At 72.2% G+C, this 19757-nt stretch carries 19 protein-coding genes; 6 read left to right on the forward strand and 13 right to left on the reverse strand.

The genetic code is table 11. The annotated features are described in order from the left end of the window. The first annotated feature begins 356 nt into the window (after window positions 1-356). Window positions 357-1208 (forward strand): carbonic anhydrase, encoded by an 852-nt coding sequence (locus LRS74_RS31440; RefSeq protein WP_277744188.1) that lies wholly within the window; start codon window positions 357-359, stop codon window positions 1206-1208. Between the two features lie 103 nt (window positions 1209-1311). Here LRS74_RS31440 and LRS74_RS31445 read toward each other — a convergent pair whose 3' ends face one another. Continuing rightward, complete coding sequence (locus LRS74_RS31445; RefSeq protein WP_347178178.1) at window positions 1312-2592, reverse strand: YhgE/Pip family protein; 1281 nt, start codon at window positions 2590-2592, stop codon at window positions 1312-1314. 165 nt (window positions 2593-2757) lie between these two features. Between LRS74_RS31445 and LRS74_RS31450 the strand changes: the two genes are divergently transcribed. Further along, window positions 2758-3420, forward strand: a complete 663-nt coding sequence (locus LRS74_RS31450) for a MerR family transcriptional regulator (protein WP_277744190.1) — start codon at window positions 2758-2760, stop codon at window positions 3418-3420. Between the two features lie 102 nt (window positions 3421-3522). Here LRS74_RS31450 and LRS74_RS31455 read toward each other — a convergent pair whose 3' ends face one another. Together LRS74_RS31455 and LRS74_RS31460 are read right to left on the reverse strand one after the other, a co-directional pair. Next, complete coding sequence (locus tag LRS74_RS31455) at window positions 3523-4353, reverse strand: carbohydrate-binding protein (protein WP_277744191.1); 831 nt, start codon at window positions 4351-4353, stop codon at window positions 3523-3525. Window positions 4354-4396: 43 nt separating this feature from the next. Next, window positions 4397-5323, reverse strand: a complete 927-nt coding sequence (locus tag LRS74_RS31460) for a helix-turn-helix domain-containing protein (RefSeq protein ID WP_277744192.1) — start codon at window positions 5321-5323, stop codon at window positions 4397-4399. 209 nt (window positions 5324-5532) lie between these two features. On the opposite strand from LRS74_RS31460, the gene LRS74_RS31465 reads away from it, so the two are divergent. Both LRS74_RS31465 and LRS74_RS31470 read left to right on the forward strand, forming a co-directional pair. Beyond that, entirely contained in the window at window positions 5533-6633 is a 1101-nt protein-coding gene (locus tag LRS74_RS31465) for an ionic transporter y4hA (protein WP_277744193.1), read from the forward strand. A 140-nt stretch (window positions 6634-6773) separates the two neighbouring features. Further along, complete coding sequence (locus LRS74_RS31470) at window positions 6774-7643, forward strand: class I SAM-dependent methyltransferase (RefSeq protein WP_277744194.1); 870 nt, start codon at window positions 6774-6776, stop codon at window positions 7641-7643. Window positions 7644-7685: 42 nt separating this feature from the next. Here the strand turns inward: LRS74_RS31470 and LRS74_RS31475 are convergent, their stop codons facing one another. The 3 genes from LRS74_RS31475 to LRS74_RS31485 form a co-directional block, all read right to left on the reverse strand. After that, complete coding sequence (locus tag LRS74_RS31475; RefSeq protein ID WP_277744195.1) at window positions 7686-9110, reverse strand: NAD-dependent malic enzyme; 1425 nt, start codon at window positions 9108-9110, stop codon at window positions 7686-7688. A 65-nt stretch (window positions 9111-9175) separates the two neighbouring features. Beyond that, window positions 9176-10612: an aspartate ammonia-lyase gene (gene aspA / locus LRS74_RS31480; protein WP_277744196.1), complete on the reverse strand. Its 1437-nt coding sequence runs from the start codon at window positions 10610-10612 to the stop codon at window positions 9176-9178. A 45-nt stretch (window positions 10613-10657) separates the two neighbouring features. Next, window positions 10658-11752, reverse strand: coding sequence for an asparaginase (locus LRS74_RS31485; RefSeq protein ID WP_277744197.1), 1095 nt, complete (start codon window positions 11750-11752; stop codon window positions 10658-10660). 115 nt (window positions 11753-11867) lie between these two features. Here LRS74_RS31485 and LRS74_RS31490 point away from each other — a divergent pair, with 115 nt between their 5' ends. Further along, window positions 11868-12323 carry an Lrp/AsnC family transcriptional regulator gene (locus tag LRS74_RS31490; protein WP_277744198.1) on the forward strand — a complete coding sequence of 152 codons (456 nt, stop codon included), beginning with the start codon at window positions 11868-11870 and terminating at the stop codon, window positions 12321-12323. A 45-nt stretch (window positions 12324-12368) separates the two neighbouring features. Here the strand turns inward: LRS74_RS31490 and LRS74_RS31495 are convergent, their stop codons facing one another. The 7 genes from LRS74_RS31495 to LRS74_RS31525 form a co-directional block, all read right to left on the reverse strand. After that, entirely contained in the window at window positions 12369-12773 is a 405-nt protein-coding gene (locus LRS74_RS31495; RefSeq protein ID WP_277744199.1) for a VOC family protein, read from the reverse strand. Between the two features lie 87 nt (window positions 12774-12860). Further along, the gene (locus LRS74_RS31500) at window positions 12861-13547 is read right to left on the reverse strand and encodes a hypothetical protein (protein WP_277744200.1); all 687 of its coding nucleotides are present in this window, start codon (window positions 13545-13547) and stop codon (window positions 12861-12863) included. Between the two features lie 109 nt (window positions 13548-13656). Continuing rightward, window positions 13657-14838: a serine hydrolase domain-containing protein gene (locus LRS74_RS31505; RefSeq protein ID WP_277745018.1), complete on the reverse strand. Its 1182-nt coding sequence runs from the start codon at window positions 14836-14838 to the stop codon at window positions 13657-13659. A 252-nt stretch (window positions 14839-15090) separates the two neighbouring features. After that, window positions 15091-15624 carry a hypothetical protein gene (locus LRS74_RS31510; protein ID WP_277744201.1) on the reverse strand — a complete coding sequence of 178 codons (534 nt, stop codon included), beginning with the start codon at window positions 15622-15624 and terminating at the stop codon, window positions 15091-15093. Continuing rightward, a complete protein-coding gene (locus tag LRS74_RS31515) occupies window positions 15621-16178 on the reverse strand; it encodes a hypothetical protein (protein WP_277744202.1) in 558 nt (185 codons plus the stop codon). The genes LRS74_RS31510 and LRS74_RS31515 overlap by 4 nt, the downstream gene beginning before the upstream one ends. A 107-nt stretch (window positions 16179-16285) precedes the next feature. Beyond that, complete coding sequence (locus LRS74_RS31520) at window positions 16286-17470, reverse strand: helix-turn-helix transcriptional regulator (protein ID WP_277744203.1); 1185 nt, start codon at window positions 17468-17470, stop codon at window positions 16286-16288. Between the two features lie 212 nt (window positions 17471-17682). Then, complete coding sequence (locus LRS74_RS31525; RefSeq protein ID WP_277744204.1) at window positions 17683-18888, reverse strand: helix-turn-helix transcriptional regulator; 1206 nt, start codon at window positions 18886-18888, stop codon at window positions 17683-17685. Between the two features lie 241 nt (window positions 18889-19129). Between LRS74_RS31525 and LRS74_RS31530 the strand changes: the two genes are divergently transcribed. Further along, a complete protein-coding gene (locus tag LRS74_RS31530) occupies window positions 19130-19744 on the forward strand; it encodes a DUF3995 domain-containing protein (RefSeq protein WP_277744205.1) in 615 nt (204 codons plus the stop codon). Window positions 19745-19757: the final 13 nt, after the last annotated feature.

Raw genomic sequence — 19757 nt, forward strand, 5'->3', positions numbered from 1 at the left:
GAGATGGTGGACGAGCGGGGCCGCCCACCCGTCGCATCACCCCGATAATTAGCCCGATAGGGGGAGTTGGGGGCCGTATCTGCCGGGTCGGTGTTTAGACGTCGACCAGCCGGATGTCGGAGCGGAACTCAGGTGCCCGGCGACCTGCTGAGGAGCTCGCCCGCCGCCCCTCGACGGCGCCCGCGCCTCGACGCCCGGACCGCCGCGTCCCGTTCGCACGCTGTGGCCAGAGGCTCGCGCAAGGGTGAGTAACTCGCCGGTGAACATCGTGGTTTGTTCAAGTCTCGCTCAAGAGCGGGCCAAACGCGGGAGGATTCCGGAGAGTCCGGGGGCGGGCGCGCCTAACTTGTGCCGGTATGAGCGGTGATGCTGGTGGTCCCCCCGGGGTCGACGCATGGCTGCGCCGGCGCCAGTTGATGCGGGCCGGGGTCGGCGGCGTGGTCGCCCTGGGAACCGGGTCGAGGTGCGGAGCCTCGGCGGCGTCGAGCGGCGCCGCCGCTGTCGTCGCGGCCGCAGACTCCCGCCGGGTGGCCGCCGACCCCCGCGGGACGGGCGCCGACCCCTGCGTGATGGCCGTCGACCCCCGCGGGATGGTCGCCGCCCCCTGCGGGATGGGCGCCCGGCCGGGGACTCCGGAGGCGGCGCTGCGGGCGCTGGCGGCGGGGAACCGGCGCTGGCGGACGTTCCGCGAGCGCCATCCCGACCAGGGCCGCGCCGTGCGGGAGTCGCTGGCCGGCGGCCAGCATCCCTTCGCCGTGGTGCTGGGGTGCGTCGACTCCCGCGTCCCTCCGGAGCTGGTGTTCGACCAGGGGCTGGGTGATCTGCTGACCGTGCGGTCGGCGGGCGAGGTCCTGGACGAGGCGGTCCTCGGGAGCATCGCGTACGGGGTTCTGGAGCTGGGGGTCCCGCTGGTCGTGGTGCTGGGGCACCAGTCCTGCGGGGCCGTCTCCGCGGCCGTCCGCGCCGACGAGGGTGGATCGGAGCTGTCGGCCCATGTGCGGTATCTGACGGATCAGATCCGCCCGGTGATCGACCGCACCCTCCAGGGCGATGCCCGGGTGGACGCGGCGATCACGGCGAACGTGCGGCGGGTGCGGTCGCGCCTGGCCTCGGAGTCGGATCTCGCCGCGAAGATCACGGCAGGGGTGCTGGACGTCGTGGGGGCCCGCTACGAGCTCACCAGTCAGCGGGTTCACCGGGTCCGCTGAGAAAACCAGGACGGGCCTGCCCGTCCCACGAAGGGGACGGGCAGGCCCGTCTGCGGCCCTCTCCGGCGGCTCCTCGCGTGGGCTCGCCGGATCCGGGTCGGTCTCAGGCCGTCGCGGGCTCCGCCGCGTTGGCGGAGTCGGCGGGGCGGGGGATGCGGTGCAGGCCCTTGCGGTCGTAGAGGCGGGTGATGCCGAAGCCGAAGAGCAGGGCGGCGACCAGGGCGACGCCCATGGAGGTCCAGGCGCGGGCGAGGCCGGCGTCGGCCTGCGCGTCGAAGTAGAGGATGGAGCGCGCGCCGTCGGTGATCTGCCGCAGCGGCTCGAACTCCGCGAGGGTGCGGAAGAAGTCGGGCATCGCGTGGATCGGCACGGTCGCTCCGGAGGAGGGGACGGCCATGGCGACGAAGACCACGGTCGACAGCAGGAGGCCGGGGGTGCCGAAGACGGCGAGCAGCGCCAGGACGCCCACGCCGACGACCGCGATGGTGGCGACGGAGTAGAGCCACAGCAGGCCGCGGTGGGGGGCGTCCATGTCGAGGAGGCCGACCGTGGCGGCCTCGACCAGGGAGCCCATGAGGACGGAGAGCCCGAGCATGACGACGGTGTTGATGGCCAGCGTGCGCGCGCGGCTGGTGTGCTGGACGGGCTTGCGCAGGCGGATGGGGCCGTAGTCGCTGTGCAGGTAGCCCAGTGCGGTGTCGACCTGGGAGTGGATCACATTGGCGCCGAGCATGCCGCAGACGACCAGGACCAGCGCGTAGTAGAAGGCGCTCAGGCCCATGGCGCTGTGCGAGCCGAGCGGGTGGCCGACGGCCACCTTCACCGAGACGGGGTCGGCGAGCATCAGCTGGGCGGCCGGGGCGAGTCGGGCGCCCTGTTGGTCGGCCCGGCTGAGGAGGTCCTTGCCGATCTGGGCGGAGGCCGCGTGGGCGGCCTGCTGCGTCGCCTGACCGGCCAGGGAGGAGCCGATGCTGCCGGCGGCCTGGTTGGTCAGCACCGTCAGGGTCGGCCGGGCGACCTGCTGCTTCTGCTGCGGGCCGGCGAGCCCCGTCACCGCGGCGGTGAAGTCCTTCGGCACGACGAGCGCGCCGTAGACCTTGCCCTGCCCCAGCCGCTTGTCGGCCTCCTGTCGGCTGAGCACCTGCCAGTCGATGCTGTCGCTGTCCGCGGCGGACTTCTCGATCCCGGAGACGACCTGGTCGCCGAGGTTGAGGTGCTTGCCCTGGACATCGGCGCCGTTGTCGCTGTTGACCAGCGCGATGGGCAGATCGCGCAGGTTGCCCTTCGGGTCGACGTTGCCGCCGACGTAGAGCAGGGCGAACACGGTGGAGAGCACCGCGACGATCAGGCCAGCGCCGATCCACAGCCGTGGGCTGCGGAGCACGGAGGAAGGCTGAGGGGAAGGCATGGTGGCAGACTGCTCCAGTGCGATGACATTCCGTAACTAGATACTTAAGGTATCTAGCTGCTAGATAGTGACAGTATCGAGGTGGGGTGTCCAATCGCCTGCCGGCGGGGGCCCGGCCGCACCACCAGTCGAGGAAGTCATATGAAGATCTCGGAGCTCAGCCGCGTGACCGGCGTGCCGGTCGCCAGCATCAAGTACTTCCGGCGGCAGGGCCTGCTGCCCGCCGGCAGGGCGACGGCCGCGACGCTGGCCGAGTACGGGGAGGAGCACGTCCAGCGGCTGCGGCTGATCAAGGCGCTGACCACCCTCGGCGGGCTGTCCATCGCCGCCACCCGAGACGTGCTGGCCGCCGTCGAGCAGTCCGACAGCACCGAGGGGGCCCTCGGGGCGATCAGCTATGCCCTGCCGGTGCCCGTCGCGGAGTCGCCGGCGGGGGAGGCCGACGGGGAGGCGGAGGCCGAGGCGGCCGCCGAGGCGGACGTGGCGGACCTGATCGAGGCCATGGGCTGGCAGGTCCCCGATACGTCCCCGCACGTCCGCGGGCTGACGACGGCGCTGAAGGAGCTCAGGCGACTGAAGGCGGACTACCAGCTGGACCGGCTCCTCGCCTACGCGGAGCTGGCCCGCTCCACCGCCCGCCTGGACCTCCAGCGCGCCGCCGCCATCGACGATCCGGCGGCCCAGGCCGAGCGGGCGGCCATCGTCTTCGCCCTCTCCGCCCCCATGCTCGAACTGCTGCGGCGGCTCGCCCAGGAGGACCAGGTCCGCCGCCTCGCCGCGGGCGGCGACCTCGAGACCGAATGACCCCGAGGTCCGTCGCGCGCGGCGACGACCGGGGACGGCTCCGTCATGGGCCGGGCGGCGGACGGACGGCGCGCGGAGCCGGGGCCGGCCTGGGGCGGTCGCTCAGACGGCCCGCCACAGGGCGAGTGCCGACGGAGGCTCCCAGCCGCGCTGGGCGGTGTGCGCCTGGAGGCACGCATAGCCCGAGGAGCCGTAGGTGACCCGGTCCCCGGCCGCGTAGGCGGTGCCGACGGCCCATGTCCCGCCGGGCGGCGGGGTGGTCGCGGTGGCGGTCGGCGTGGGCGTCGGACCCGGGCCCTGGAACACGTTCAGCACGAAGTCGAAGGCGGCCTCCTTGGCCCCGCCGGTGTCCCGCACGGACATGAGCAGCCGGCGGTCGAAGATCGGGTCGGTGTTGTTGCGGGGCTCTCCCGGGAAGTACAGCTGGGTCGTCAGCACCGGCCTGCCCGGTGCCTGCAGCTTGACGTGGAGGTGCCGGGTGCGGCCCGGGTAGAGGCCCGGCACGATCGTGGTGAGCGCGAACGCGCCGCGGGAGTCGGTGAACTGGTGGCCGCGGAGGCGGAACCCGGCGTTGTCGTAGGCGCCGTCGGTGTCGGCCTGCCAGAAGTCCAGCAGGACCCTGGAGACCGGCTGGCAGGCGAGCCCGAAGACATAGCCGCTGACGGTCAGCCGGACGCCGGGCAGGCCGGGCTCCAGCAGACTGCTCCGCCGGGGCGAGTCGGGCTTGAAGTACGGGCCCTCGGTCTGCGGCGGGGTCGGGTCGTCCCCGTCGTCGCACGGCGGGGTGAGCGCGGGGGGCTCGCCGCTCCCGGTGAGGGTGCGGGCGAGCGCCGGTACGCCCATGAGGGTCACGGGCACCGCCATGCCGACGGCGGCCGCGGCGCGCAGCACCGTCTTGCGGCTGACGTGGGCGGGGTTGGCCTCGCTGTCCATGCCTGCTCCTCGTCGGGGGAGGTGAGGGGGGTCGGCAATGAACCTAGGCCGGCGTGTCCGCGGCTTCGATGGACGGGGCGCGGTGACCGTGGTGTTTTCGGAAGTCGCCCGGACTCGTCCCGGTCTCCCGCCGGAAGAAGCGGCAGAAGTAGGCGGGGTCGGCGAAGCCGGTCCGGACGGCGACCTGACGCACCGACAACTCGGTGCTGACGAGGAGGCGTTGCGCCTCGCAGACGCGGGCCTCCCGGAGCAGTCGGGCGGGGGTCCGTCCGGTGGCCGCCCGGACCGCCTCGGTGAGATATCCGGGAGTGACCCCCAGTCGCTCGGCGCACTCCCGCACGGACCCCACCGCCGTCTCGGTGCGGGCGACCAGTCGGGCGAACTCCTCGGCGACGGCCCCCGGGCGGGTGGGCGGCGGCGCCGCACCGGAGCCGCCCAGCCGTGCCGTACGGACGACCAGGATGTGCAGCAGGGAGCGCAGCACGGTCTCGAAGCCCGCCGTCCCCTGCCGGTACTCCTCGGTCAGTTCGGTCATCAGCCGCGCGGTCCGGGCGTGCGCGGACGCGTCGAGGCCGAGCCAGGGGCGCTCCCCGAGGCGGCGCAGCAGCGCCCGGTCGCCCGGGTGGTCCAGCAGGAAGTCCTCGGTGAACAGGACGACGGTGCCGTCCAGCTCGCGGACGTCGTCCCAGTGGTGCACCCGCCCGGGCAGGATCACGCACAGGTGCGGCGGGCGCAGCTCCCACCGGACCAGGTCCAGGACGTGTGTCCCCGTGCCGGCCGTGACATGGACGATCTCGTAGAAGGTGTGCCGGTGCGGGAAGGGCGCCCGGGACAGCGGGCCGATCGCGTCGAAGCTCCCCGCGGCGAACGGCACCGCGTCGGGCAGGGACACCTCCAGGCGGTGCAGGGGTGGTTCGCCGTCCCTGGGAGTGGCGCAGGGCGTCCCCGGTGTCACGGTGGTGTCGCGCATCGACCCTCCGGTGGCAGGTGCAGACCAATCGGGCGGCTCCACGATGGCACGGCCGCCGCCGCCGGTCACCGGGGCAAGCACGTCCCGCGCACCCGTCGGGTATGCGGTCCGGTCGCCGTGCGGCAGATGGATCAGCGGTCGGGTCCGTGCGGGTGCAGCGGCGCGGTCGCTGGTCCGCCGGCGCCGGCGGGCGACGCAGACTCGTGCCCATGGAGGTTGGGGTTCGCCGGCTGGCCGCGCAGTGGCCCGTGCTGGTGCCGCTGATCGCGATCGGGGTACTGGCCGCCACCTGGGGGCGGTCGCTCCCCGTGGCCGTGGTGGTGCTGGTGGACTGCTGTCTGGCGGGGGCGGTGCTGGCCGCCGTGCAGCACGCGGAGGTGGTCGCGCACCGCGTCGGGGAACCCTTCGGCTCCCTGGTCCTGGCCCTGGCGGTGACCGTCATCGAGGTCGCCCTGATCGTCACGCTGATGGCCGGCGGTGACGGCAAGGGCGCCACCCTGGCGCGGGACACCGTCTTCGCCGCCCTGATGATCACCTGTAACGGCATCGTGGGACTGTCCCTGCTGGTGGGCACGGTCAAGCGCCGTATCGCGGTGTTCAACGCCGAGGGCACCGGGGCGGCGCTGTCGACGGTGGCGACGCTGGCGGGGCTGAGCCTGGTCCTGCCCACCTTCACCACCAGCACCCCGGGGCCGCGGTTCTCCCCGGCCCAACTCGTCTTCGCCGCGCTGGCCGCACTCGTCCTGTACGGGCTGTTCGTCGCGACGCAGACCGTGCGCCACCGCACCTACTTCCTCCCGCTGACCGCCGACGGCGAGGTCATCGACGCCGAGGAGCACATCGAGCCGCCCACGGCGCGGGCCACGCGCGTCAGCCTCGCGCTGCTGGGGGTGGCACTGGTCGCGGTCGTCGGCCTGGCGAAGACCACCTCTCCGCTCATCGAACGCGGAGTGGCGGCGGCCGGCCTGCCCCAGGCGGTGGTGGGCGTCGTCATCGCCCTGCTGGTGCTGCTGCCCGAGAGCATCGCCGCCGTACGCGCCGCCCGGCGCGACCGCATCCAGACCAGCCTCAACCTCGCCCTCGGCTCGGCCATGGCCAGCATCGGCCTGACCATCCCCGCCGTCGCCGTGGCCTCCATCTGGCTCAGCGGCCCGCTGGTCCTCGGCCTCGGCGCCACCCACACCGTGCTGCTCGCCCTCACCGTCGCCGTCGGCACCCTCACCGTCGTGCCGGGCCGCGCCACGCTCCTCCAGAGCGGGGTGCACCTGTCCCTCCTGACGGCCTATCTCGTCCTCGCCGTCAGCCCCTGACAGCCGGCGGGGCGGGCTCCCGACGGGGAGCCACCCGCCCGACGCGCCCTGTCAAGCACCGTGGCGGACCGCGGCGGGCGCCCACTAGGCTTCCGGCGGCCAGGCACCGTCGACCGCGCGGCAGCAGACAAGGGGCGCCCATGACCTCGGAATCCATGGAATCCATCCCGCCCACGGTCCGCGAGGTGTACGGGCCCGCCGACCTCAGCACGGTCCCCGCCTTCGCGGGCGGCTTCATCAACTTCGGCCACTGGGAGGGCATCGACCTCACCCGCCCGCTGACGGTGGCGGACCGCGTCCTGAGCCAGCGGCAGCTGTACCGGCGCGTGCTGGAGGCGCTCACCCGTACGGAGGAGAGCGCGGGCCCCGCGCGGGCGCGGGGCAGCGTGCTGGAAGTGGGCTGCGGCCGGGGACTCGGCTGCGCCCTGGCCGTCGAGGAGTTCGCCTTCGGCGAGGTCACCGGCATGGACATCCATCCACAGCAGGTACGGCGGGCCACGGAGGAGAACCGCGAGCTGCTGGACGGCAGCCCGCGGCGGCTCCGCTTCCGCGAGGGCGCGGCCGAACACATGCCCTTCGAGGACGGACGGTTCGACGGCGTCTACAGCGTCGAGGCCGCCCAGCACTTCCGGGATCTCGCGGCCTTCGCCCGCGAGACCGGCCGGGTGCTGCGCCCCGGCGGCCGCCTGGCCCTCGCCGGATTCTTTCCGCCCGATGACCGCCCCGACGCCGAGGAGCGCCTGGCGGGGATACTGGACAGCTTCGCCAGCGGCCTGGACGTCGCGCACCCGCTCGACGCGCTGACCGACGCCCTGCGCGCGGCCGGACTCCGCGCCGTGCGGGTGGAGTCGATCGGGGCACAGGTATGGCCCGGCTGGGACCGCTGGCTGGACACCGCGGGCTACGCCGGGACCTGGTCGCGGAACTTCCTCACCGCCTACCGGGAGGGGCTGCTCGACTACTACCGGATCACCGCCGAGGCGCCGGCGGTGCGCGCCGGGCACCCGTGAGGAGGACGCCACCCCCGTGGGTGCCCTCCTCACACCTCCCGGCTACTCGGCTTTGCGGAGCGCCAGAGCCGCGCGCTTCACGGCCGCGGCGACGGACTCCGTGGCGCGCGGGTTGAAGACCGACGGGATGATGTAGTTCGCGTTGAGCTCCTCGTCGTGCACCACGTCGGCCAGCGCCCGGGCGGCGGCGAGCATCATCTCGGTGTTCACGGTGCGCGACTGGGCGTCCAGCAGGCCGCGGAAGACGCCCGGGAAGACCAGCACGTTGTTGATCTGGTTGGGGAAGTCGGAGCGGCCGGTGGCCACCACCGCGGCGGTCTGCCGGGCGAGGGCCGGCTCCACCTCGGGGTCGGGGTTGGCCAGTGCGAAGACGATCGCGTTCTCGGCCATCGCGGCGACGTCCTCGCCGCCCAGCACGTTGGGCGCCGAGACGCCGATGAACACGTCGGCCTCCCGCACCGCCTGCTTCAGCGTGCCGGTGACACCCTCGGGGTTGGTGTTGTCCGCGATCCAACGCAGCGATGCCATGTCAGAACTCGTGTCGGCGTCGACCAGGTCGGCCCGGCCGGCGTGCACCACGCCCTCGATGTCGGCGACCACGGCGTGCTTGACGCCGGCGGCGATCAGCAGCTTGAGGATGGCGGTGCCCGCCGCGCCGGCACCGGACATGACCACCCGCACGTCCTCGATGGCCTTGCCGACCACCCGCAGCGCGTTGGTGAGCGCGGCGAGGACCACGATGGCGGTGCCGTGCTGGTCGTCGTGGAAGACGGGGATGTCCAGGGCCTCGCGCAGTCGGGCCTCGATCTCGAAGCAGCGCGGGGCGGAGATGTCCTCCAGGTTGATGCCGGCGAAGCCGGGGGCGATCGCCTTGACGATGGCGACGATTTCATCAGAGTCCTGGGTGTCCAGGCAGATCGGCCAGGCGTCGATGCCGGCGAAGCGCTTGAAGAGGGCGGCCTTGCCCTCCATGACCGGCAGGGCGGCCATGGGGCCGATGTTGCCCAGGCCCAGCACGGCGGAGCCGTCGGTGACCACGGCGACGCTGTTGCGCTTGATGGTCAGGCGGCGGGCGTCCTCGGGGTTCTCCGCGATGGCCTGGCAGACCCGGGCGACACCGGGGGTGTAGACCATGGAGAGGTCGTCACGGTTGCGGATCGGGTGCTTGGAGGACATCTCGATCTTGCCGCCGAGGTGCATCAGGAAGGTGCGGTCGGAGACCTTGCCCAGCGAGACGCCCTCGATGCCGCGCAGCTTCTCGACGATCTCGTCGGCGTGCGCGGTGGAGGTCGCGGCGATGGTGACGTCGATCCGGAGCTTCTCGTGACCGGAGGCGGTCACGTCGAGGCCGATGACCGACCCGCCGGAGGACTCCACGGCCGTGGTCAGCTGGCTCACGGCGCTGCCACCGGCCGGCACCTCCAGTCGGACCGTCATCGAGTACGAGACGCTAGGCGCCGTTGCCATGGTGGTGTCGCTTCCTTCTCGTGTCACTGCTGCTGCTTCTGCGCGTACGGGTGCTACCGGGGCGGTCAGGCGTCGGCGGCCGCGGCGGCTCGGATGTGGGGGCGGGCGAGGTTGTCCGGGTGCAGGATCTCCCCGAGCTGCTCCGGGGTCAGCAGGCCCTTGGTCAGGACGAGGTCGTGCACCGCGGCGCCCGTGGTGAGCGCCTCCTGCGCGACGGCGGTGGCCTGCTCGTAGCCGATGTACGGGTTGAGGGCCGTGGCCAGGCCGATGGACTGGCCGACGAGGCGCGCCAGGTGCTCGCGGTTGGCGGTGATGCCGGTGACGCACCGCTCCGCCAGGGTCAGGCAGCCGGCCCGGAGGTGGAGGATGCTCTTGAGGAGGCTGTGGGCGATCACCGGCTCGAAGGCGTTGAGCTGCAACTGGCCGCCCTCGGCGGCGAAGGTGACCGTGACGTCGTTGCCGATGACCTCGAAGGCGATCTGGTTGACGACCTCCGGGATCACCGGGTTCACCTTGCCGGGCATGATGCTCGAACCCGCCTGGACGGGCGGCAGGTTGATCTCGGCGAGGCCGGCGCGCGGGCCGCAGGAGAGCAGGCGCAGGTCGTTGCAGGTCTTGGAGAGCTTGACGGCGACCCGCTTGAGCACACCCGAGAGCTGCACGAACGCGCCCATGTCCTGCGTGGCCTCGACCAGGTCGCCGGCGACGGTGAACGGGATGCCGGTGATCGAGCCGAGGTGGCGGCAGGCGAGTGCCGGGTACGCGGGGTGGGCGTTGAGCCCGGTGCCGATGGCGGTGCCGCCGAGGTTGATCTCGCTCAGCAGCGCGCACGCCTCGGTCAGCCGCGCCCGGTCCTCGTCCAGCATGACGGCGTAGGCGGCGAACTCCTGGCCCAGCGTCATGGGCACCGCGTCCTGCAACTGGGTGCGGCCCATCTTCAGGACGTCCGCGAACTCCTCCGCCTTGGCGGCGAACGCCTCACGCAGCACGTCCATGGCCTCCAGCAGGCGGGCGGCGGCGAGCCGCAGCGCCAGGCGGACGGCGGTCGGGTAGACGTCGTTGGTGCTCTGCCCGGCGTTGACGTCCTCCAGCGGGTGCAGGTGCCGGTACTCGCCCTTGGTGTGGCCGAGGAGCTCCAACGCGCGGTTCGCGATGACCTCGTTGGCGTTCATGTTGCTGGAGGTGCCGGCGCCGCCCTGGATGACGTCGACGACGAAGTGGTCGTGCCACTGCCCGTCGCGGATCTCCTCGCAGGCCCGCACGATCGCGTCCACCTTGCGACCGTCGAGCAGGCCCAGGTCGCGGTTGGCGAGGGCGGCGGCCTGCTTCACGGAGGCGAGGGCGGTGACGAGGTCGGGGTAGGCGGAGATGGGCGTCCCGGTGATGGGGAAGTTCTCCACGGCGCGCAGGGTGTGGACGCCGTAGTACGCGGCGGCGGGGACGTCGCGGTCGCCGAGGAGGTCGTGTTCGGTGCGGGAGGGGCCGGGGACGGGAGCCGACATGGGGTATCCGATCGGGGTGCGGTGGGGGAGCGGGGAGGAAACGTTTCAGCCGGCGGCCGGCGCGCCGTCGGTCACGGCCGGGCCGCCGCCGACGGTCGGGGTGTCGTCGGCGGCGGCCGGGGCGCCGACGGTGTGGCGCAGCGCGCGCGTCCGCCCGTCCCTGTCGTCCGCGTCGGGGGCGGCGAGCACGGTGGCGAGGACCGCGATCCGGGCCTGACCGGCGCGGAGGGTGCCGGTCAGCACGGCTCCGGCGGCGGCGAGGTCGACGGCGCCGCCCTGGGTGTAGATCTCGGCGACCGGTCCGGAGGGGACGCGGGTGGTGAGGGCGACGAGCACGCCCTTGGAGACCGCGGCGGCGACGGCGGCGGCCATCTCGGGAGTGGCGTTGCCCGCGCCGGTGGCGACCAGGACGATGCCCCGGGCCCCGGCCGCGACGGCGGCGTCGAACAGCACCGGGTCCGCGTCGCAGTGGTGCGTCACGATGTCGACCCGGGGGAGGGGGTCGCCGCCGGCCGGCAGGGGCAGCGGCGTGGGCCGCTCCGGCCGCCGGTGGACGAGGAGGCGACCGTCCTTGACGTCGGCGACCGGGCTGCCGGACGGGTCGGCGAACGCGTCGGCCGCCAGGGTCCGGACCTTCACGGTGCCTCGCGCCGCGTGCACCTGCCCGTCGAAGACCACCAGCACGCCCATGTCGCGCATCGAGGCGGTGCTCGCGGTCAGCAGCGCGTCGTGCAGGTTGCGCGGGCCGTCGCCGTTCGGCGCCTCGAGCGGGAGCTGGGCGCCGGTGAACACGACCGGGCGGGGGTCGTGGTGGTGGAGGTCGAGCAGGAAGGCCGACTCCTCCAGGGTGTCCGTGCCGTGCGTGACCACGATCCCGTCGACGTCGGGGTCGGCCAGCACCTCGTGCACCGTCCGCAGCAGGGCCAGCTGGTCGCGGGTGGTCAGCCGGGCGCTGTTCACGCTCATCAGGTCGACGACCCGTACCAGGACACCCTCCGGCACCGCGGCGGTGGCGAGCACGTCACCGCCTCGCGCGTCGGCGGCGAACCCCGACCCCTGCCAGCGGCTGGCGATCGTTCCGCCCGTGCTGATGACGACGACCTGTCCCACGTCTGCCCGTCCCTCCTCGATCGAGATCATGACGGCCGTCCACGGGGGCGTGGCGGCCGGGCACAGGGAGGATAGGACGAATCGCACGCAATTGGATCGCTGATTTGAGCGCGCGATCCGCAGAAGTGTGGCGGATAATTGCGCGGTGGATTCCATCGACAAGAATATCTTGCGTGAGCTCCAGAACGATGGCCGCCTGACCATCCAGGAGCTCGCCCAGCGCGTCGGTCTGACCCCCTCGCCCTGCATGCGCCGCGTCCGCCAGCTGGAGCAGGACGGCGTGATCCAGGGATACCGGGCGATCATCAACCCCGAGGCCGTCGGCCGGAGCTTCGAGGTCCTCGTCTCCATCGAGGTCAAGCGCGACCGCGAGGCGGTGGAGGCATTCGAGGCGGCCCTCCAGGACATCCCCGACGTCATCGAGGCCTACCGCCTCTTCGGCAGCCCCGGCTGCCTGCTGCGCATCGCGGTCGCCGACATCACCGCCTACGAGCAGCTGTGGATCGAGCGACTCACCACACTGGCGGGCATCACCGAGGTGAACTCGCAGATCATCATGAAGCGCGTCAAGGAGCCGAAGGGCCTCCCGGTCGGGCCGTGAACCAGGAGGCCGCCCGCGGCCGCGACCGGGACGGTCGCCGGCCGGCTACCCGTCGAGCTCGGTGAAGAGCGTCAGCTGAAGCGCGCCCGGTGCCTCGAGACGGGAGTTCAACGAGTTCCACGGGGTGACCGTGGGCTCGGCCACCACCTCCGCCCCCGCGGCGGCCAGCTTCTCCGTGGTGGCGGCGGAGTCGTCCACCTGGAAGGCGACCCGTATATGGCCGGCCGCTCGCCGTCCGACCTCGACCTCGTCGATGAAGGCGGCATGGTTGGGGTCGGTCAGCTCCAGGGTGGCCCGGCCGGCGTCCAGGATGGTGACCCGCCCGCCGGGGGAGGCGAACGCGCCGCGTTCGGTCAGCCCGAGGACGTCGCGGTAGAAGTGCAGCGCCTCGTCGTAGTCGGCTGCCGTGACCACCAGGCGGAGTTCGCGGACGGCGGGTTCGTCGGACATGTCAGCTCCTTGGAAGATCTCGCGTGCCGACACCTCAACCCCATGATCGTCCGGACGATTCCCCGACGGACGGGCCCCTGGCCCCCGTCAGTCCACCCGTGTGTCCCAGGCGTTGCCCAGCCAGCTGTCGTGGCTGGTGAGCAGGGCGACCAGGGAGGCGGTGACCCGCGGATCCCACCAGTCGGCCGGGGCCTCCAGCCCGAAGTCGCCGAATCCGTTCGCCCAGTCCAGCACCGTCTCCCCGTCGATCCGCCACTTCGTGCGGCGCGGGGTGCGCGCGACATCGCCGCCGCCGAGGACGCTGGCGATCACGATGGCCAACTGGATGGGAGAGATCAGCCACCACAGGGCCCACCACACCGGGTGGCCCTTCCGGCCGACGGCCGGCTGCCTCCCGGTCTGCCGCACGGTCCAGCGGGTGCGTATCGTCCCGCCCCGCGCGGCCGGATCGCGCTGGATGACCGCCAGCGACTCGCCCGCCGCGCCCAGCACCTCGAAGACCGCCGACTGCCCCTTGGCCGCCGATCTGGTGACGACCTGGGCGTACACCTGGTGGCGGTACGGGTCGGCCCACAGCACCAGATGACGCGCGCCCTGCTTGCGTGCCGCCTGGTACTCCTTCAGGCCCCCGCCGACCGGGAGGTGCCGCTCAGGGAAGGCGACGGTGCGGTGGGCGGCACGCTGCTCCTGGGCGAGGCCCTCGGCGATCCGTATCTCGCGAAAGACCCGACCGTCCTCCGGCTTGCTCCATTTCGACCTCGTACTGGTGGACACGCTCGGATCGTGCAGCCACAGAATCCTCCCCAACGCCCATCTCTCCCCTCGTGATCTCGTACGCGGGGGCGGACTCTACCCGTCGTGCCCTTCCCGGCCGCCGCCGCCCTTACCCGTGCGTACGCCCGGGCCGGTGCGGGCCGGGGCGTGACGCGAGGGCGGTGCCCGGCTCGGTGCCGCAGAACTCGGCCTGCACCAGGTTGGCCGGCATGGCCCAGTCGCCGTTGAGGTTGTAGGCCAGGGTGTGGCGCCCGTCGACGGTCGACACGACCGCCGACAGGGAGCCGAGCCAGCCGCCGTCGTGGCCCCAGACCGTGGTACCGCAGCTCGTCTGGTACTTCGCGAGGCCCAGACCGTAGCCGGCGGTGGGTTCCTCGGGGTGGGGCACCGTCGTCATCATGGCCTTGAGCTGCCTGGCGGGGAGCAGCTCGCCCCGGAGCAGGGCGCTGAGGAACCGGCTCAGGTCCCCGGTGGTCGAGATGATGTCGCCGTCCCCCCAACTCTGGGAGCCGTTCTGCGCCGTGACGTCATAGACCTTCGTCGCCTCGGGGTCGGGGGAGAGCGTCGAGTAGGCCCGGCTGCTGGGGCGGGGCATCGACGAGGTGTCACCGGGCAGGCTGGTGCCGCGCAGGCCCAGGGGCTCGATGACGCGCTCGCGGATCTCGTCCTCGTACGAGTTGCCGCTGGCCGCTTCCAGGATCAGCCCGGCCAGGACGTAGTTGGTGTTCGAGTACTGGTACCGGGTGCCCGGCGCGAAGTCCGGCTGGTGCGCCATGGCGACGTCCACGGCCTCCTGCGGGGTCCTGGTGTCGTAGCGGTGCTTCAGGAAGCCCGGGGCGTAGACGTACTTCTTCAGATAGTCGTCGTCGTTGGTGTAGTCGTACACACCGCTGGTGTGGTTGAGCAACTGCCGTACGGTGATCTTCCGCCCGTCGTGGCCGTGCCCCCGGACGACTCCTGGAAGCCAGCGCTCCACCGTGTCGTCCAGGCGGAGCCGGCCCTCGGCCTCCAGCTGGAGCAGCACGGTCGCCACGAACGTCTTGGTGATACTGGCGACTCGGAAGCGGTCCTCGGTGCCGCGCGGCTTCCCGGTCCTCAGATCACCGACCCCCGCGGTACCCCTCCAGACGCCCTCCCGGTCCCTCGCCCGGGCGGTGACACCGGGGATCCCGCCGTCTACCACGGCCTCCATCGCCCGCTGGACCGCCCCGTGCCCCGGGCTCCCGTCCGCGCTCCGGTCCGGACCGGCCCACGCGGGTGCCGCGGACGCCGTGGCGGCCATGGCCGTCATCGCCACGCCCACCACACCCGCCCGTACCGCTCGCCGAGTCCTCACACGCCTGTGCCTCATCGCGTCCCCCCGCTCCGGTGGAATGACCGCCGCCCTCGGCACAGGCCGTGAGATCTGCCACGCGCCCGACACCGCCATCGCCGAAGGCCGGCACAGAGGAAGACTCCGTACCGAGAGCGCGAGTTGCCTCAGCGGTGCCTCAGCGGCCTCGGCGGGGACCTTCACCGCCTGAACGCCCGACATGGTGTCCGCCTACGAGAGCAGGGCCGTGGCCCGCGCCTCCCGGTAGTGGGTCCATCGTGCGAGCCCGGTCGTGCACGCCGTGGGGCACCGGCGGCACACGGGGCAGTTCGTGGCGTGCACGATGAACGGAATCCAGGCCGCGCGGACCGGGTCCTCCCGGCCGCCGGTCGCCTCCACCAGCGCCGCGTGGAGGCGCAGCGCGTCGGTGAGGCCCCGGGTGGGGCCCGGCGGCACCCGCCAGTGCACGGTGGGGCCCTCGGTACGTCGGGCCGGTGGCACGGGCACGAAGGCACCGCGCCGGAGGACCGGGTGCGGCAGGGTCCACCCTTCGGCGGCGCCCGGGGCCACCAGCCAGTACCGGCACGCCTCGGCCGGGTCCTCGATCACCGCCCCGCTCTGGTCACCGAGCTGCTTGAGTACGTCGTCGGCGCTGTCGAGGCTCACGCGTACGGCGTCCCAGGTCAGGCCCGCGGGCTGCTTCACGGGCGCCGCGCCGGCCGGCGGGGTGATGGCGTTGATCGCCGTGGTGTGGCGGTGGTTCACCGGCTCCGCCCTTCCAGCGCGCGGCGGTCGGTGGCGATCTGGGTGAGGGGGTCGTACGGGGGTGGGTAGTGCGGTGCGCAGGCCGGGCAGGCGTGGATGATGCGGCCGGAGCCGGTGGCGCCGTGGACGTCGGCGACGATGACGGGTTCGGCCGTCATGCGGTCGCAGCGGTGGCAGTGCTTGACGGTGTGGCCGGCGGCCAGCAGCGCGGCGTGGAGCGTGGCGGGCTCGGTGAGGCAGCGGCCAGGGGTCGGCGGTACGCGCCAGTGCAGGCCCGGTCCTCTCGTACGGTCGGCCGGGGGCACGGCGACGTAGGCGCCCTTGCCGAGGACGCGGTGCAGCGTCCAGTCCGCGGCGGCACCGGGCGCCACGAGCCAGTACCACAGCGCGCATTTGCCGTCGGCGATGACGGCCCCGGAGTCCCCGCCGAGGAACGTCAGGGCGGCCTTGCCGATCAGTGCGGGGACTTTGACGGCGTCCCAGGAATGGCCTGCGGGTTGCGCCTCGACGTCTCCGCTATGGGATGGCATCCACGGGAGGGGGCGGGTCGTCATGGTCGGCTCCATGGACAGACGGTGTGCGGACTGTGCCATCGTGCCGACGTGAAAGGGCCGGAACTATCAGAGGTTTCTGACAGTTCCGGCCAAAGGGTGACGAGGCGCTACATGCCCAGCCAGGAACCGAACCCGGTGAACGTCTCGGGCATCGACCGCCGGGCGTGCGCCAGTCCGGTGTACGTCTCGCGCACCAGCGGGTGATAGCGCGTCTGCTGGGGAGCCACCTGGCGCGCCTTGCGCAGGCTGTCGAAGGACTCCTTGGTACGCCCCATCCACAGCTGCGCCCGGGCCACCTCGGCGTGGTGGTGGCTCACCCGGGACGGCGGCCAGTCGTCCGGCAGGGAAAGGTCCTTGGCGGCTGCCACCGCCTCCGGGAAGAGGTCTCGCTCGGCCAGGGTGGACACCTTGTGCACACGCACGTTGGTGGGTCCGAACGCCAGCCAGTGCGTCCTGACCGCCTCGCCCGTGCGTGAGGCGATCCGCTCAGCCGCCGCCAGGTGCGCGTCCGCCGTGTCGCCGTCCTTGCTTCTCGCCGACAACACTGCTGCGCCGAGGTGCAGTTGTCCGGTCACCACGTCGCGCTCACGGCTGGGTGGTGCCTGCTCCATGGTGGACATGCCCATCCGCACAAGCCGGTGGCCGGTCCCGTACTGGGCGGACCGCAGATACACCAGAGCGCGCATGTACTGGCGCATCCCGGAGAGCACGGGATCGGACGCGCGCTGGGCGGCCCACTCCACCCGGTCCAGTGCCACGGTGCACAGGTCGGCGTATCCGAGTTTCGCGGTGACGTCGTAGGCCGTGCGGTAGGTGCTGGCGAGGATCTGCCAGGACCGGTCCGAGCCGTCGGTGTATGCCGCGGCGGTGGCCTCGTGGACGAGCCCCGGAAGCTCGGCGGCCGCGGTCTTGAGGTCGGTGGCGCGCACGAGCGCGCACAGCCGCTCCGTGTCGCCGTGTAGTTCGTCGAGGCCGCGGGGAGCGACCTCGGGGTCAAGTCCGAGGTCGTAGACGTCGAGGGCCTCACGGATGGGCTGGATCAGACCGTCGAGCTGATCACGGCGAAGTTCCTCTATGTACGGCTGGCCGGTGAGGTCGGAGACAGGCACGGACAAGGCGCGGGCAAGGGCGCCGATGACGGAGGGGCTGGCGGGGAGGTTCCCCTGTTCGACCTTGGTGAGCGTGCTGTAGGAGACATGGGATCTGTCCGCGAGCTCACGTTGCGTCAGGTGGCGCGTCTTGCGCGCCCTCGCGATTCGTGCGCCGGTGTGCTCTTCGATGCCCTGTGGCATGCTGAACTCCGTTCTGCTGACATTCAGAACGGTACCCCTGGTCGGCTCCGGGGGTGGTGCGATCGGCCCCCACTCCGGTGGGGGCCGACGTGTGTCAGCCCGCGGCGGCCGGCACGTCGCGAGGGGTGGTCGGGCCGGGGTCGTCCGGGGTGGTGTCGCCCTCACGCGGCAGGGTGGCGCGGCGTCATCCGGGGACGAGCCTTCCGGTGGCCCTACATGCCGACCCAGGCGGCCATGGAGGCCAGGGAGTCGGAGGCCCGGCGCTGCCGCCGGACCAGCGTGCCGATCGTCTCCCGCATGAGCGGGTGGTACCTGGCCTGCTGGGGGGCCACCTGACGGGCCCGGCGCAGTGATCGCTCCGCAGCCGCGCCGCGGCCCATCTCCGCGTAGGCGCGACCCATCTCGATGTAGTAGCGCCCCATTCGGATCTTCGGGTGACCCGGCGGGAAGTGCAGCGCCTTGGCCTCCTTCACCGCCTCGCCCAGCTTGCCCAGCTCCACGCGGGTGGCGACGTCGAAGTGGATCACGTTGGTCCTGCCGAAGGACGTCCAGTACACGGTGGGGACGTCGCGTCCGATCTCCTCGGCGGCCTTCCGCGCGAGTTCCATGTAGCCCTTGACGTTGTCGCCGTTCTTGGCCTGGGCCGCGGCGATGGCGGAGGCCAGGTGGAGGCTGCCGGCGACGGCGAGCGCCGGCACGGATCGCGGCTCGTCGCACTGTTCGACCAGGCGGTGGCCGCGTTCGATGACCTTCAGCGACATGCGGTTGTTGCCCCGACGCAGCAGCATGCTGCTGCGCTTGCTCAACCGGATGGCCAGCAGCAGTGGATCCTGGGCCTGTTCCGCCATCCAGCCCATGCGTTCCAGGGCGATCGAGGCGAGTTGGTGGTAGCCGAGATGGTAGGCGAATTCGTACGACACCCAGTAGCACCAGCTCAGCGAGGTGCTGGCGCGCCGCTGTTGCTGACCCGGCGGCAACAGGCTCAGCGCGGTGGTGAGCTCGCCCAGCAGGCCCGGGAGCTTGGTGCCGATGTCCTTGTACTCCGTGGCGCACGTTCCCTCGCACAGGGCGTCGACGTCGGCGACGATCCGGTCGACGGGCCGGGGGACGATATCGGGGTCCGGACCGAGGTCGTACAGGTCCAGCGCGTCGGACAGCGGGCTGATCAGCTTGTCGAGGTGGTCCTGCTGCATCTCGGAGAGGTAGGGCTGGCCGTTGAGGACCGCCACGTCGACCTGAAGGACGCGAGCGACCGCCGCGACGAGGGTGGGAGTAGCCGGTGACAGCCCGGACTCGATCTTGGCGAGGGTGCTGCGATTGATGAAGGCCCGTTGCGCGAGCGCCGTTTGTGATAACTGGCGGATCTTCCGGTAGTCCGCGATCCGTGCGCCGGTGTGCTCGTCGATGCGCTGTGCCATGCTGGCTCCGTTCTGAACCCAAGACGTTCAGAACGGTACCCCTGGTCGGCTCCGGGGGTGGTGCGATCGGCCCCCACTCCGGTGGGGGCCGACGTATGTCTGCCCGTGGCGGCCTGGCACGGCGGTCGGTGCTGAGTCCGTTCGTCTCAGCCGCGAGGACGTCGCGAGGTAGGTCCCGCGGTGGAGGTCGATCATCCGTGCGGACGACATCTCGTCGTCGTGGTCCGGCAAGGATGGAGCCATGGCGATCGAGCTCTCTGTGAATGATGCAGCGCGTCCGGCCCCGCGCCGGGCATCCCGCCTTCGGCCGGGCGCTTGGCCGGGGCTCGCTGCCGCGGTATGGGGGCTCCTGTTCGCGGTACCCAGCTTCGCCTGGGCGATGGGATTCACCTTCGGCGCGCGGACGACGGTGGCGCCGTCCCTGGTGAAGCTCGCCGAGGATCGGGTGGCGTGGTTCGTGGCCGTCTTGTGGGTGACCGGTCTTCTGAAGGTCTTCGGGGCCCTGATCGGTGTCGGCCTGACACACCGGCGCGGCGGATGGATCGGCCGTCTCACGGTGTTCTGTGGCGGCGGCGCGGCGGTGCTGCTGGTCTGGCACGGTTGTCTCTTCGTCGTGCAGGGAGTGCTGGTCGAGGTCGGGGCCCGCTCCGTCGCGCCTGACCTGGCGGGGCTGACCCGCTGGTACCTCTGCCTGTGGGGACCGTGGTTCATCGTGGGCGGTGTGGCTTTCGCCGCCGCCACCACGCGGTATGTCCGCCGACTGGATCCCCGGGGAGAGGTGCGACGTTACGGTGCGGTGGGGGCGTTGGGCGCGTTGCTCCTGTCGTCGGGGTCGATGATCACCGGGATCGGCTGATGGCCGTCGCGTG

Origin of the sequence: Streptomyces sp. LX-29 (genome assembly GCF_029541745.1) — a bacterium.
Taxonomy (GTDB): domain Bacteria; phylum Actinomycetota; class Actinomycetes; order Streptomycetales; family Streptomycetaceae; genus Streptomyces.

What these genes read in the sequence shown, in the direction of transcription:
- LRS74_RS31440 (WP_277744188.1), top strand. Translation starts at nt 357, where the DNA reads ATGAGCGGTGATGCTGGTGGTCCCCCCGGGGTCGACGCATGGCTGCGC.
- LRS74_RS31450 (WP_277744190.1), top strand. Translation starts at nt 2,758, where the DNA reads ATGAAGATCTCGGAGCTCAGCCGCGTGACCGGCGTGCCGGTCGCCAGC.
- LRS74_RS31455 (WP_277744191.1), bottom strand. Translation starts at nt 4,353, where the DNA reads ATGGACAGCGAGGCCAACCCCGCCCACGTCAGCCGCAAGACGGTGCTG.
- LRS74_RS31460 (WP_277744192.1), bottom strand. Translation starts at nt 5,323, where the DNA reads ATGCGCGACACCACCGTGACACCGGGGACGCCCTGCGCCACTCCCAGG.
- LRS74_RS31465 (WP_277744193.1), top strand. Translation starts at nt 5,533, where the DNA reads ATGGAGGTTGGGGTTCGCCGGCTGGCCGCGCAGTGGCCCGTGCTGGTG.
- LRS74_RS31470 (WP_277744194.1), top strand. Translation starts at nt 6,774, where the DNA reads ATGACCTCGGAATCCATGGAATCCATCCCGCCCACGGTCCGCGAGGTG.
- LRS74_RS31475 (WP_277744195.1), bottom strand. Translation starts at nt 9,110, where the DNA reads ATGGCAACGGCGCCTAGCGTCTCGTACTCGATGACGGTCCGACTGGAG.
- aspA (WP_277744196.1), bottom strand. Translation starts at nt 10,612, where the DNA reads ATGTCGGCTCCCGTCCCCGGCCCCTCCCGCACCGAACACGACCTCCTC.
- LRS74_RS31485 (WP_277744197.1), bottom strand. Translation starts at nt 11,752, where the DNA reads ATGATCTCGATCGAGGAGGGACGGGCAGACGTGGGACAGGTCGTCGTC.
- LRS74_RS31495 (WP_277744199.1), bottom strand. Translation starts at nt 12,773, where the DNA reads ATGTCCGACGAACCCGCCGTCCGCGAACTCCGCCTGGTGGTCACGGCA.
- LRS74_RS31505 (WP_277745018.1), bottom strand. Translation starts at nt 14,838, where the DNA reads ATGACGGCCATGGCCGCCACGGCGTCCGCGGCACCCGCGTGGGCCGGT.
- LRS74_RS31515 (WP_277744202.1), bottom strand. Translation starts at nt 16,178, where the DNA reads ATGACGACCCGCCCCCTCCCGTGGATGCCATCCCATAGCGGAGACGTC.
- LRS74_RS31520 (WP_277744203.1), bottom strand. Translation starts at nt 17,470, where the DNA reads ATGCCACAGGGCATCGAAGAGCACACCGGCGCACGAATCGCGAGGGCG.
- LRS74_RS31525 (WP_277744204.1), bottom strand. Translation starts at nt 18,888, where the DNA reads ATGGCACAGCGCATCGACGAGCACACCGGCGCACGGATCGCGGACTAC.
- LRS74_RS31530 (WP_277744205.1), top strand. Translation starts at nt 19,130, where the DNA reads ATGGCGATCGAGCTCTCTGTGAATGATGCAGCGCGTCCGGCCCCGCGC.